We start from the raw sequence: 12,652 nt of genomic DNA, 5'->3' as shown, positions 1-12,652 counted from the left end.
ACGTGAAAAAAACCGGGCTGCTGTTCGCCGTCTGTGCCGCCCTGGCCGGTCCCGCCCCGGCCTGGGCCGAAACCGCCAATTACGCCGAGCACCCGGAGGCCACGGAGGTGCTGAAAGCGGTGCGCGAAAACGGCCTCGACGAGGACCGGGTCCGCCAGCTGCTGGCCGACGCCAAGCGCAAGGACAGCATCCTCGAGGCCATCGCCCGGCCGGCGGAACGGACCCTGACCTGGGCCGAGTACAGCCGCATCTTCCTGCAGGAAGACCGGGTCCGCCAGGGCGTGGCGTTCGCCGAGGAGCACGCGGAGGCCCTGGACCGGGCCGAGCGTGAGTACCGGATCCCCCGGGAAATCATCCTCGCCATCATCGGCGTGGAAACCCGCTACGGCCGCCACAAGGGCAGCTACCGGGTGCTCGACGCCCTGACCACCCTGGGCTTCGACTACCCGCCCCGGGGCGCCTTTTTCCGCAAGCAGCTGGTCGCCCTGTTCAAAATGGAGCGCGACGCGCATATCGACGCCGGCACCATCACCGGCTCCTACGCCGGGGCCATGGGCTTCCCCCAGTTCATTCCCACCAGCTATGAAGCCTATGCGGTGGACTTCGACGGCGACGGCGTGATCGATCTGGTCAACAGCCCGGTGGACGCCATCGGCAGCGTCGCCAACTACTTCAAACAGCACCGCTGGCAGCCCGGCCTGCCGGTGGCCGCCCGCGCCCGGGTGGACGGCGACGGCTACGTGAAAATGGCCGAGGCGGGCTACAAACCGTCCTTTACCCTGGACCAGGCCCGGAAAAACGGCGTAGTGGCACTGTCCTGCGGCGATGATAGGCTGAGCAGCCAGTACTGCTTCGATACGTCGGAACAGGGTCTGCCCGGCACCCAGCCGGTGGCGGTGCTCGACCTGACCGGCGAGGATGGCCATGAATTCTGGCTGGCCACCGACAATTTCTATGTGATCACCCGCTACAACCACAGCGAGCTTTATGCCATGGCCGTGTTGCAGCTTTCCCACCGCATCGCCGACGCCCTGAAGGATGCCCGGCCGTGATGCGACCGTTACTGATTCTGGCCGTTTCCCTGGCGCTGGGCGCCTGCGCCACCGCCCCCGGGCCGGGCCCGGACACCGGCAGGGGCACGCCGCCCCCGGCCGCCAAACCGGACCGGTCGGCGGCCGGGGCGCCGGGTTCCGACCGCTACAAGCACAGCGTGGACGCCGGCCCGGACGACCGCCGGGACGTCAGCAGCCAGCCGGAACCGGTGCCCAAGGTGGAGCCGCGCAGCGCCTACGGCAATCCGGACACCTACACGGTGTGGGGCCAGACCTACCAGGTGCTGCCCACCGCCGAGGGTTACCACGAGGAGGGCCTGGCGTCCTGGTATGGCCGCAAATTCCACGGCTACCGGACCTCCAGCGGCGAAGCCTTCGACATGTACCGCTTCACCGCCGCCCACCGCACCCTGCCGCTGCCCACCTACGCCCGGGTCACCAACCTGGACAACGGCAAAAGCCTGGTGGTGCGGGTCAATGATCGCGGCCCCTTCCACTCCGACCGCATCATCGATCTGTCCTGGGCCGCCGCCGTGCGCCTGGGCATCGAACAGCACGGCACCGGCCGGGTGCGGGTGGAGGCGCTGACCGCCAACAACGACCCGACCCCCAACAAAAGCGACGGCCGGGTGCCCACCGCGGTGCGCGCCGCCGTGGACAGCCCGCCGCCGGCCACCGCCAGCGCGGCGGCCCCCACCGCCGGCGACGGCGATCTGTATCTGCAGGCCGGCGCCTTCCAGGCCCTGGACGGTGCCCGCGCCCTGGAAAAACGCCTGCGCGAGCAGCTGCGCCTGCCGGTATCGGTACGCCAGCCCGCGTCGGGCCATCTCTACAAAGTGTGGCTGGGCCCGTTCGCCAGCAACGAGGACCGCGACCGCGCCCGCCACACCGTGACCCAGGCCGGCTTCGCCGCGCCCATCTCCGTGAACCCCTGATCCGCCCGGAAGCGAAAAACACCCAAAGGCCCCGATGATGATGCAAACCCGTTCCCCCCGTTACTCCGCGTTCTGGCTGTTCCTGTGCTGCCTGCTGACCACCGCGCCGCTGCTGGCGCGGGCGGAGACCATGATCCCCCGGCCGCCCCAGGTGGAGGCGCGCAGCTATCTGCTGCTGGACGCCAGGAGCGGGCAGATTCTGGTCGAGCACGACGCCAACAAGGAGCTGCCGCCGGCCAGCCTGACCAAGATGATGACCGCCTATCTGGTGGAGAAGGAGATCCAGAGCGGCAACATCAAGGAGCAGGACATGGTGCCGATCAGCGTCAAGGCCTGGCGCATGGGCGGTTCGCGGATGTTCGTCAAGGAAGGCACGCGGGTGCCGCTGATCGATCTGCTCAAGGGCGTGATCGTGCAATCCGGCAACGACGCCAGCGTGGCTCTGGCCGAATACGTGGCCGGCTCCGAGGACGCCTTCGCCGACCTGATGAACAATCAGGCCCGCCAGTTGGGCATGAACAACACCCACTTCGTCAACGCCACCGGCTGGCCGGCGGAGAACCACTACACCACCGCCCACGACCTGGCCTGGCTGGCCCGCGCCATCATCCGCGACTACCCGGAACACTACGATATCTACGCCGAGAAGGAATTCACCTACAACGGCATCACCCAGCCCAACCGCAACCTGCTGCTGTGGCGGGACGAGTCCGTGGACGGCCTGAAAACCGGCCACACCGAGGAAGCGGGCTATTGCCTGGTGTCCTCCGCCAAGCAGGACGGCATGCGCCTGATCGCGGTGGTAATGGGCACCGATTCCGAGGCCGCCCGGGCCCGTGAATCCCAGAAGCTGCTGAGCTACGGCTTCCGCTTCTACGAAACCTACGAAGGCTATGGCGCCGAGGACGTGCTGGACACCCCGGAAGTGTGGCTGGGCGAGGCCGACCAGGTGCGCCTGGGCCTGGACGAGGCACTGGTGCTGACCATTCCCAAGGGCAGCCGCGACCAGCTCAAGGCGGAGATGACCATCCAGCCGGAACTGCGCGCGCCGATCCAGAAGGGCCAGCAATACGGTACCCTGACCGTGCGGCTCGGCGACGAGCAGCTGGTGGAGCGCCCGCTGGTGGCCCTGGAGGCGGTGGAGCAGGCCGGCTTCTTCTCGCGCATCTGGGACCACATCGTGCTGTTCTTCAAGGGCCTGTTCAGCTAACCGACCCGGCGCAATCGGGGTAAACGGCAAGCGAGGTCAACGCATGGACACGGTCTACCTCAACGGCGAGTTCATGGACGCCGACCAGGCCTGGATCTCGCCCATGGATCGCGGCTTTCTGTTCGCCGACGGCGTCTATGAGGTGATCCCGGTCTACAACGGGGTGCCGTTCCGGCTGGACGAGCACCTGCGACGGCTGGCGCGCTCGCTGCGCGAGGTACGCCTGGACGATCCCCTGGACGGCGCCGGATGGCGCCGTCTGTGCGAGGAGCTGGTGGCCCGCAACGGCGGTGGCCATCTGTCCCTGTACCTGCAGATCACCCGTGGCGTGGCGACGCGCCGGGACCACGCCTTCCCGGACCCGCCGGTGCCGCCCACCGTGTTCATGAACACCAGCCCGCTGCCGGTGCCGGCGGCGGACCAGCCGGCGCGCACCGCTGGCGTGGCGGCGGTGACCCTGGACGACATCCGCTGGGACCGCTGCGACATCAAATCCGTGTCGTTGCTGGCCAACTTGCTGCTGCGCCAGCGGGCGGTGGACGCCGGCGCCGCCGAGGCGATCCTGATCCGCGACGGGCAGCTCACCGAGGGCGCCGCCAGCAACCTGTTTCTGGTGCGCGACGGCGAGATCCGCACCCCGCCGCTCAGCCACCACCTGCTCGGCGGCATCACCCGCGACCTGGTGATCGAACTGTGCCGCGAACACGGCCTGCCGGTGGTGGAGTGCCCGCTGACGGCGGCGGAACTGGCCGACGCCGACGAAATCTGGCTGTCCAGCTCCACCAAGGACGTACTGCCGGTGACCACCCTGGACGGACGCCCGGTGGGCGACGGCCGGCCCGGCGCCACTTGGAAAATCCTGGCGAACCACTATATAAGGTTCAAACGTCACCTTTGCGGCCTGGACTGACGTCCCGCCGCCGCCATCCGAATCCGAGGACCCGCCATGGCCATCCGCGAAGAACTGTGGGACTTCCCACACGTCATGCAATTGAAAGTGATGGGCGCCGCCGACGCGCCGCTGGAAGAGGTGGTGGTGACGGTGCTGGAAACCCATCTGGGCGACTTCGAGCGCGGCCTCAACCTGAGCCGCAAACCCAGCGCCAAGGGCTCTTTCGTCTCGATCACCGCCAACATCACCGTGCACAACAAGGAGCAGGTGGAAGGCATCTACCGGGACCTGAACGCCAGCCCCCACGTCAAGATCACCCTCTAGGCCACCGGCCGCAAAGGTAAAAATCGGCAAGGAATCCCCCCACGCCCCTGCCCATCGCCCGCCGATGTGATACACCTGCCCCTTGAGAGGTCGACCCGCCGCCCGTCGGCGGCCCCGGCGCACCGGACGCGCCGCGCTTCGATCCGCCAGCACTTCGCGAGGGACAGCGATGAACACCACAACGGACTGCTCCATTCCGCCCACCCGTCGGGACCACCACCGCCACCTGTATCAGCGCCTTTGGCAGGGCGACCCGGACGCCGACCGGCACGCCGATGCCCTGCTCGACCGGCTGCTCGCCGACACCGCGCCCGGCGACAGCGACCCGCCGGAGGATCCGGCGGAGCTGGAAGCCTGGATGGCGACCGGCCACCAGCGAGTCAGCGAGGCCTACCGGGACTATCTGGATCAGCGCGCCCGTGGCGGGCCCCGGCGCTTCTTTCAGTGCCGGGCCCAGGCGTTGTACTTTCTGCGCGCCATCGCCCCCACCAAGCTGGTGGACGGCGCCTGGCTGCACGGCCTCACCCTCCACTGGCAGGACAGCCGGCTGCGGCCGTTGCTGCGCATCTATCTGGAAGAGCTGGGCGATGGCCAGCCCGACCGCAACCATGTTCTTCTCTACCAGCGTCTGCTCGCCCGCCTTGGCTGCGAGACGCTGCACGGCCTGGACGACAACTGCTACCTGCAGGGCGCTCTGCAGCTCGCCCTGGGCCGGCGCGCGGACCGCTATCTGCCAGAGATTCTGGGCTTCAATCTGGGCTACGAGCAGCTGCCTCTGCACCTGCTGATCACCGCCCATGAGCTGGCCGAGCTGAACATCGACCCGCACTACTTCACCCTGCACATCACCATCGACAACGCCGATGTGGGGCACGCCCGCCAGGCCTGCCGTGGCGTCCTCGACCTGCTGCCCGAGGGCGACGACCGGCTCGCCTTTTACCGGCGGGTCCGCCGGGGCTACGCACTCAACGGCACCGGCCCGGGCCCCCGGGCCCTGCTGCGTCGCTTCGACCTGAACCGCGAACTGGAGCGCGTGCTGCGCCGCAAGGCGGAGGTGGGCCGCCTGCTGCATCCGGACCACTGCCGCCTGGCCGGCCGGCGCCTCAACGACTGGCTCGCCGACCTGGCCGAGGGCCACGGCGCCGACGATTTCCTGCTTGCTCTGCAGCGCCACGGCTGGGTCCAGCGCGGCCGGCCGGCGACGCAAAGCCGCTTCTGGAATCTGCTGGAAGGCGAACAGGCCAGCATGTTCGGCGTGTTCGACGGCTACGAACGGCAGCTGCTGCACGACTGGATCGTGGACGACGCCGCCTTCGCGGCGCCGCGCCGCTTCCGGCGGGCGCCGCGCCCGCGACACGCCAGCACGCCGACACCGACGGATGCGGAGTGCCGCCGGCTGGAGGAGCGCCTGACCGGCCTCGGCGCCCGGGAGCAAATGGCGCTGCTCGGCGAGATGATGGCTCCCCGGCGGCACTTCACCCCGGCCGGCCTGTTCGCCACCCGCCGCTACGCGAGAACGCTGGCGGGGCTGTAACGGCCGCGCCGGCGGCGCGGCTTGCCTTCGGCCCGGGGCGCCCCAATAATTCGTCCCATGAATGTGCTGGTCCGATCCTTACCGCGAGTCGACTACCCTTCCTGCTGGGAGGCCATGCGCGCTTTCACCACCGAGCGCGACGCCAACACCGAGGACGAATTCTGGGTGCTGGAGCACCCGCCGGTGTACACCCTGGGCCAGGCGGGCAAACCCGAGCATGTGCTGGCCCCCGGCGAGATTCCGGTGGTGCGCACCGACCGGGGCGGCCAGGTCACCTACCACGGCCCCGGCCAGACCGTGATCTACCTGATGGTGGACGTGCAGCGGCTGGGCATCGGCGCCCGCGCCGTGGTCAGCGCCCTGGAGGACAGCGTGGTGGACTACCTGCGCCAGCGCGGGCTGGAGGCGGTCAGCCGCCCGGACGCCCCCGGCGTGTACGTGAACGGCGCAAAGATCGCCTCCCTGGGCCTGCGCATCCGCCGCACCGGCAGCTACCACGGCCTGGCCCTCAACCGGGTGGACGACCCGGCCCCCTGGCGGCGCATCAATCCCTGCGGCCACGCCGGACAGCCGATGACCAGCCTGGCCGGCGAGGGACTGGACCCGGACCGGGCCAGCGTGGAGCAGGATCTGGTAACGATTCTGGCGCGCCGGCTGGGTCTTACCCCCCGGACAGCGCCTCCGCCGGACTGGTATACTCCTCCCCAATCCTGACGCCCAAAAGGCACCCAACCGCGAGAGAGACATCTCCATGAGCGAAGCCCAGGCCAAACGCCCGGCGAAAGCGAAGGTTCAGATCGGCGACAAACTGCGCGGCGCCGACAAGGTCCGCACCATTCCCCTGGTCAATGAAAGCGCCCCGGTGCGCGAGCGCAAACCGGACTGGATCCGGGTGCGGGTTCCCGCCAGCGGCGAAATCCAGCGCATCAAGACCATGCTGCGCCGGCAGAAACTGCACACCGTGTGCGAGGAAGCGGCCTGCCCCAACCTGCCGGAATGCTTCGGCGGCGGCACCGCCACCTTCATGATCATGGGCGACATCTGCACCCGCCGCTGCTCGTTCTGCGACGTGGGCTTCGGCCGCCCCAACGGCCTGGATCCGGACGAGCCCCTGCACCTGGCGGAATCGGTGGCCGACCTGGGCCTCAAGTACGTGGTGATCACCTCCGTGGACCGGGACGACCTGCCGGACGGCGGCGCCCGCCACTTCGCCGACTGCATCGAGGCGGTTCACGAGAAAAGCCCGGGCACCAAGATCGAGATTCTCACCCCGGACTTCCGGCCCTGCCTGGAAGACGCCCTGGACATTCTTCAGGCCACCCCGCCGGACGTGTTCAACCACAACATCGAAACCGTGCCGCACCTGTACAAGAAGGCCCGCCCCGGCGCCCGCTACGAGCACTCCCTGAAGCTGCTGCAGCAGTTCGGCGCCCGGGTGCCCCAGGTGCCCACCAAGTCCGGCATCATGGTCGGCCTGGGTGAAACCAACGATCAGGTGCTGGAAACCCTGCGCGATCTTCGCGACCACGACGTGGACATGATCACCATCGGCCAGTACCTGCAGCCCAGCAAATTCCACGCGCCGGTGGAGCGCTACGTGCACCCGGACGAGTTCAGGATGTTCGCCGACGAAGGCCGCAAGATGGGCTTCACCTCGGTGGCCTCCGGCCCCATGGTGCGCAGCTCCTACCACGCCGACCTGCAGCACAAGGGCATCGACGTGGGCGATCCGGATAACCTGGGCCACCAGGCCTGAAGCCGGCGATCACCCGAAGGTAAGAAACGGCATCACCGCCAGCAACAGCACCGCCACCGTGGCCACCAGGAACGCCAGCGTGCGCAGCGGGTGGCGGCGCAGGTTGCGCGTCACCGTGGTCACTTCTCCGTCCCGATGGGCCTGTTCGAAGGCCGCCCGTTCCTGCTGATAACGGCGTTGCTGGTAGTCCGCCAGCAGCGGTTGCGCGCGCTCCCAATCCTGGTCGTGGCGCAGCCACAGGCCGCCGGCGGAAATTCCCCAGACGCTGGGCGGCGTCAGAAAATACTCGATGCCGTGCTCGTCCAGCAGCGCGCACACCTGGTCCCGTTCCTGGTCGGGGACCCGGCGCAGATTGATCAGCAGTTTCGACATGATGGCGTCGGCCCTCGCGGCATGGCGCGCCACTATAGCACGGCACAGAATTTACAATTCCGGTACGTCCCGCCTCCTGACCGCCCCGCGCTTTTACTCTAGGCTAATAGCACGCCAGGGCCTGTTCACCCTACTTGCATTACGCCTGTTGTGGCTAAAAACCCACCCATCAAGGCACGAGGAGAGAAGTTTGGTGGCGCCAAATGAACGACGAGTAACGCGGAGGGGTGGGTTTTTAGCCACAACCCGAAGGGCTGGCGCCCTTTTGGCCTCCAGCGTCGTTGTCGGTCGCTTATTTGGACTGACCAAACCGCGCTCCCTCCGCCTAGCTGGAGACCAAAATGACATCCAGCAGGCGTGATGCAAGTAGGGTGAACAGGCCCTTAAGCGCTAACCCGAACAGAAGAGAGAGCGTGCAGTTTATGGGGCGTGTGGTGCGATTTCCGGTGTTGTTGTCGTGGTGGCTGGTCATGGCCGTGGCGGTGCCGCTGGCCGGGCAGGCGCAGGAGCGGGCGGTGACCGCGTCCAGTCCCGATTGGCCGGTGACGATTCAGTCCAAGCTCAAGGAACTGGACCTGCCCGACGACGCCCTGGCCCTGGCGGCGGTGCCCCTGGACGGCCCCGGCCAGTCCCGCTTCGTCAACGCCGACCGGGTGATGAACCCGGGCTCCACCATGAAGCTGCTGACCACCTACGCCGCCCTGGAGCTGCTCGGCCCCACCTTCAAATGGCACACCCGGGTGTACACCAACGGCGAGCTGAAAGGCGACGTGCTCGACGGCGATCTGATTTTCGTCGGCGTGGGCGACCCCAAGCTCACCGAGGAGCGCCTCTGGAAGCTGCTGCGCGACCTGCGCGCCTACGGCATCCGTGAAGTGAGCGGCGACCTGGTGCTGGACGGCAGCTATTTCCAGCTTCCGGACGGCGGCCTGCCGCGCTTCGACGACGACGGCGACAACCCCAACGCGCCCTTCCTGGTGCAGCCCCATGCCCTGCTCACCAACCTGAACCTGTTCCATATCCAGATGATGGGCCGCGCCGACCGGGTGCAGGCCTGGGTGGAACCGGTCACCGAGGGGCTCACCCTGGACAACCAGTTGACCCTGTCGAAGGGCCGCTACTGCCCCTCCGGCCGCAGCCTGAAGGTCACCCATCGCGTCGATGAGCGCGGCGACCAGGTGGTGACCCTAAAGGGCGCCATGCCGGAAGGCTGCCGGGCCAATCGCTACCTGTCCCTGCTCGATCAGGGCGACTATACCGCCGCCCTGCTGCGCGGCCTGTGGCGGCAGCTGGGCGGGGAGATCCACGGTGCCAACCGCTTCGACCGCCTGCCCCGGGGCGTGGACCTGCTCGCCACCACCTCCTCGCCGGACCTGGTCACCATGGTCCGCGACATCAACAAGTGGAGCAGCAACGTGATGGCCCGGCAGCTGTTTCTGACCATCGGCGCGGAGCACCGCCTGGCCGGCGACCCGGACGATCTGGCCGCCGCCCGGCGCACGGTGCGCGAATGGATGGCGCTGAAGGGCATGAACCCGGACCAGGTGGTGCTGGACAACGGCGCCGGCCTGTCCCGGGAAGCGCGCATCAGCCCCATGGAACAGATCAAGATGCTGCAGCAGGCCTGGCGCAGCCCGTTCGCCGCCGAGCTGATCGCCTCCCTGCCGCTGGTGGCCATGGACGGCACCATGCACAACCGGCTGCGCGACACCGGCCTGCGCGGCGAAGGCCACATCAAGACCGGCTCGCTGACCAATGTGCGCGCGGTGGCCGGCTTTACCCGGGACCGGGACAACACCACCTGGGCGGTGTCCGCCATCGTCAACACGCCGTCGGCGTGGAAGGGTCAGGCGGTGCTCGACCAGGTGCTGGAAGCGGTGCACGGCCTGCCGGCGGAGAGCGCCACGGCGGTGTCGCGCCGCGACACCGGCAAGGCCGCGCCGGGCGGTTGAGCTACCAGCGGTAGCTCACACTGCCCTGCAGAGTGCGTTCCTGACCGAAATAGCAGCGCCCGGCGTTGTTGCAGGCGGTGAAGTATTCCTTGTCGAACAGGTTGCGCACGTTCAGGTCCAGGGCCCAGCCGCCGGTGAAGCGGTAGCCCAGGGCCAGATCCGCCAGCACCACGGCGTCGGTTTCCAATTCCCCATAGAGGCTGGAATAGGCGTAGGTCTCGCCGATATAACGCAGGCCGCCGCCCAGGCGCAGGCCGGCCAGGTCGCCGTCGGTGAAGCGGTAGTGGGCCCAGGCGGACGCCTGATCCTTGGGCACGAACACCATTTGCTGGTCCTCCTGCAGGGAACCGGGGGCGTCCTCGGTGATGCGCGCGTTGGTGTGGCTGTAGGAGGCGGTGACGCGCAGCCGCTCACTGAGCGCGCTGGTCAATTCCACTTCCACCCCTTCCGAGCGGCTTTCGCCCACCTGCCGGTAGTCGTTCAGCGTGCCGTCGAAAATCACGTCGTCTTCCTTGCGCAGGTCGTAGACCGACAGGGCCAGTTCCGTGCGACTCCCCGGCGGCGCGATTTTCACCCCCGCTTCCACCTGCTCGCCGGTGATCGGGTCCAGGCTGCCCTGGCCGCTGGACAGCTGCTGCACCGGCACGAAGCTGGTGGCGTAGCTGAGGTAGGGGGAAACGCCGTTGTCGAACTGGTACATCAGGCCGCTTTGCCAGGTGAAGGCCTCATCGTCGGTGTCCAGGTCGGCGCCGGACACCGCATCTTCATACTCGCTGTCCACGGTGTCGTAGCGGCCCCCCAGCAGCACGATCCAGTGGTCGTAACGGCCGTGCCACTGGCCATAGAGCCCGGTCATCGCCTGGCGGGTCACCGCGTCCTGCTGCAGCAGCGGCGTGGCCGGCTCGGCGCTCCATTGCGGATCGAACACGTTGATGGTTTCCCCCATGCCGGCGTACCAGAGCTGCGACCAGTGGGAGCGGTCGTGGCCGAGCCCGAACAACAACGTTTGCTCCAGATCGCCGGTGCGCAGCCGCCCTTCCAGCTGGTTGTCCACCGAGAAACTGTAGGCCCGGTTGCGGCGGTCGTAGGCGGCGGTGTTCACCCGGGTGCCGTAGCCGCCGTCATCGAGCGGCTGCCACCAGATCTCGTGGCGCGACACCCGGGACTCCAGGTAGCGGGCGTTTTGCCGGAACTGCCAGGCGTCGTTGAACCAGTGCTGGTACTCGTAGCCCAGGGACCAGACCTCCCGCTCGAAGTGATCCCAGTCCGGGTGGCCGATCAAGGTGCTCCGGTCCAGCTCACCGTTGGGGTTACCCAGCAGGGTGCCGGCGGCGGGCAGGCCCAGTTCCAGTTTGGTGGTGTCCTTCTGGTAGCTGCTCAGCAGGGTCAGGGTGTCGTCCTCGCTCAGCCTCAGCGTCAGCGAGGGCGCCAGATAAACCCGGTCGTCGGGCATATGGTCGGTCTGGGTGTTCGCCTCGCGGCCCAGCATCACCAGACGACCCAGCACCTTGTCGTCGACCAGGGGGCCGGACACGTCCACGCCCAGCTGGCGGCGGTCGTAGCTGCCGTAGGTGGCGCGCACCTCGCCCCGGGCCTGGTGGGTGGGTCGTTTGCTGACCAGATTGACCAGGCCGCCGGGCGCGTTTTCGCCGTACAGAATCGAGCTGGGCCCGCGAAACACCTCCACCCGTTCCAGGCCGTAGGGCTCGGTGGTGGTGTCGTAGCGGTTGGGCTGCACGCGCAGGCCGTCGCGGAACAGGCCATAGCCGTAATCGGTGGCATTGAAGCCACGGATAAAGAAGAAGTCGCCGGCCAGGCCGTCGCCGGCGGCCAGCGGCGGCGCGAAGATGCCCGGCACATAGCCGAGCGCGTCGGTGAGGGTCTGGGCGCCCTGATCCTCCAGGCGCTGGCGGGTCACCACGCTCACCGCGCGGGGCGTTTCCGACAGCGGCACCCGGGTCTTGGTGGCCACCAGGCTGCGCGCTGCCCGGTAGCCCGGGTCCGGGCCGATCACCGACCCGGCGCTGGCGGCGGTCACCGATACCGGGTCCAGGGCGTTGGCCTGGCCGGCGTCGTACAGGGTGGCGGTGCGGTCGTCGGCGAAGCGGGCCATCAGGCCGGTGCCGGCCAGCAGCTCGGCGAGCCCGTCGCGGGGCACATAGCGGCCCCGCAGGCCGGCGCAGCGTTTGCCGGCGGTGAGCTCGCCGGCGGCGCTCAGATAGAGGCCCGCCTGGTCGGCGAAGCGGTTCAGGCAACGGCTCAGCGGGCCGGGCGCCACCTGGAAGTCGACCAGGGCGGCGCTCTCCGTGGTGCCCTCGGTGGCGTTCTGGGCGAGCGCCGGGACCGGCACCGCCGCCAGCGGCAGGCCGGCCAGGGCCAAGGGCAGCAACAGGGGCACGGACAGGGCCAGGGGGCGCAAGGGTGAAAACGGCATGGACAGGGTTCCTCCCGGAAAAAAATCGCGTTGTTATGGAAGGAATCGAACGACGGTGCGTCGAGGGGAACGGTATTTCGTCTTTTTTATAGTGGGCGTCCGGGGCGGAGTCTCCAGCCGGGGCGCGCGTCCGGGCGACGCCCTTCCGGGAACGCCGCGAGTACGTCCATGTAGGCTCCCTTTCGAACGTC

General features: G+C 68.3%; 11 protein-coding genes. 9 read left to right on the top strand and 2 right to left on the bottom strand.

The genetic code is table 11. The annotated features are described in order from the left end of the window. Positions 1-2: 2 nt before the first annotated feature. The 8 genes from mltB to lipA all read left to right on the top strand — a co-directional run bounded on the left by mltB (position 3) and on the right by lipA (position 7,703). The gene (gene mltB / locus IM760_RS02975; RefSeq protein WP_228232435.1) at positions 3-1,052 is read left to right on the top strand and encodes a lytic murein transglycosylase B; all 1,050 of its coding nucleotides are present in this window, start codon (positions 3-5) and stop codon (positions 1,050-1,052) included. Continuing rightward, on the top strand, positions 1,052-1,987 hold the full coding sequence (locus tag IM760_RS02970) for a septal ring lytic transglycosylase RlpA family protein (RefSeq protein ID WP_204427052.1): 936 nt from the start codon (positions 1,052-1,054) through the stop codon (positions 1,985-1,987). The genes mltB and IM760_RS02970 overlap by 1 nt, the downstream gene beginning before the upstream one ends. A 37-nt stretch (positions 1,988-2,024) precedes the next feature. Beyond that, positions 2,025-3,197, top strand: coding sequence for a D-alanyl-D-alanine carboxypeptidase family protein (locus tag IM760_RS02965; RefSeq protein WP_410170365.1), 1,173 nt, complete (start codon positions 2,025-2,027; stop codon positions 3,195-3,197). A 43-nt stretch (positions 3,198-3,240) separates the two neighbouring features. Next, complete coding sequence (locus tag IM760_RS02960; RefSeq protein ID WP_204427050.1) at positions 3,241-4,107, top strand: D-amino acid aminotransferase; 867 nt, start codon at positions 3,241-3,243, stop codon at positions 4,105-4,107. 36 nt (positions 4,108-4,143) lie between these two features. Beyond that, complete coding sequence (locus tag IM760_RS02955) at positions 4,144-4,413, top strand: DUF493 domain-containing protein (protein ID WP_204427049.1); 270 nt, start codon at positions 4,144-4,146, stop codon at positions 4,411-4,413. Positions 4,414-4,582: 169 nt separating this feature from the next. Then, positions 4,583-5,947 (top strand): iron-containing redox enzyme family protein, encoded by a 1,365-nt coding sequence (locus IM760_RS02950; protein ID WP_204427048.1) that lies wholly within the window; start codon positions 4,583-4,585, stop codon positions 5,945-5,947. A 57-nt stretch (positions 5,948-6,004) separates the two neighbouring features. Continuing rightward, a complete protein-coding gene (gene lipB, locus IM760_RS02945; protein ID WP_204427047.1) occupies positions 6,005-6,661 on the top strand; it encodes a lipoyl(octanoyl) transferase LipB in 657 nt (218 codons plus the stop codon). Between the two features lie 37 nt (positions 6,662-6,698). Further along, positions 6,699-7,703 (top strand): lipoyl synthase, encoded by a 1,005-nt coding sequence (gene lipA, locus IM760_RS02940; protein ID WP_204427046.1) that lies wholly within the window; start codon positions 6,699-6,701, stop codon positions 7,701-7,703. Between the two features lie 9 nt (positions 7,704-7,712). Here lipA and IM760_RS02935 read toward each other — a convergent pair whose 3' ends face one another. Further along, a complete protein-coding gene (locus IM760_RS02935; RefSeq protein WP_204427045.1) occupies positions 7,713-8,075 on the bottom strand; it encodes a DUF6164 family protein in 363 nt (120 codons plus the stop codon). Between the two features lie 422 nt (positions 8,076-8,497). Between IM760_RS02935 and dacB the strand changes: the two genes are divergently transcribed. Continuing rightward, complete coding sequence (dacB, locus tag IM760_RS02930; protein WP_239549595.1) at positions 8,498-10,027, top strand: D-alanyl-D-alanine carboxypeptidase/D-alanyl-D-alanine endopeptidase; 1,530 nt, start codon at positions 8,498-8,500, stop codon at positions 10,025-10,027. 1 nt (position 10,028) lies between these two features. Here dacB and IM760_RS02925 read toward each other — a convergent pair whose 3' ends face one another. After that, positions 10,029-12,461, bottom strand: a complete 2,433-nt coding sequence (locus tag IM760_RS02925; RefSeq protein ID WP_204427044.1) for a TonB-dependent siderophore receptor — start codon at positions 12,459-12,461, stop codon at positions 10,029-10,031. Between the last annotated feature and the right edge of the window lie 191 nt (positions 12,462-12,652).

Source organism: Alloalcanivorax marinus, assembly GCF_016906305.1.
GTDB classification, from domain to species: Bacteria; Pseudomonadota; Gammaproteobacteria; order Pseudomonadales; family Alcanivoracaceae; genus Alloalcanivorax; species Alloalcanivorax marinus.
Note: the sequence above shows the minus strand (reverse complement) of the source record. Positions and strands in the feature narration are given on the sequence as shown.

Bases quoted from the DNA above. Each gene is read 5' to 3' on its own strand.
- IM760_RS02970 (WP_204427052.1), top strand. From the start codon at position 1,052: ATGCGACCGTTACTGATTCTGGCCGTTTCCCTGGCGCTGGGCGCCTGC.
- IM760_RS02965 (WP_410170365.1), top strand. From the start codon at position 2,025: ATGATGCAAACCCGTTCCCCCCGTTACTCCGCGTTCTGGCTGTTCCTG.
- IM760_RS02960 (WP_204427050.1), top strand. From the start codon at position 3,241: ATGGACACGGTCTACCTCAACGGCGAGTTCATGGACGCCGACCAGGCC.
- IM760_RS02955 (WP_204427049.1), top strand. From the start codon at position 4,144: ATGGCCATCCGCGAAGAACTGTGGGACTTCCCACACGTCATGCAATTG.
- IM760_RS02950 (WP_204427048.1), top strand. From the start codon at position 4,583: ATGAACACCACAACGGACTGCTCCATTCCGCCCACCCGTCGGGACCAC.
- lipB (WP_204427047.1), top strand. From the start codon at position 6,005: ATGAATGTGCTGGTCCGATCCTTACCGCGAGTCGACTACCCTTCCTGC.
- lipA (WP_204427046.1), top strand. From the start codon at position 6,699: ATGAGCGAAGCCCAGGCCAAACGCCCGGCGAAAGCGAAGGTTCAGATC.
- IM760_RS02935 (WP_204427045.1), bottom strand. From the start codon at position 8,075: ATGTCGAAACTGCTGATCAATCTGCGCCGGGTCCCCGACCAGGAACGG.
- dacB (WP_239549595.1), top strand. From the start codon at position 8,498: ATGGGGCGTGTGGTGCGATTTCCGGTGTTGTTGTCGTGGTGGCTGGTC.
- IM760_RS02925 (WP_204427044.1), bottom strand. From the start codon at position 12,461: ATGCCGTTTTCACCCTTGCGCCCCCTGGCCCTGTCCGTGCCCCTGTTG.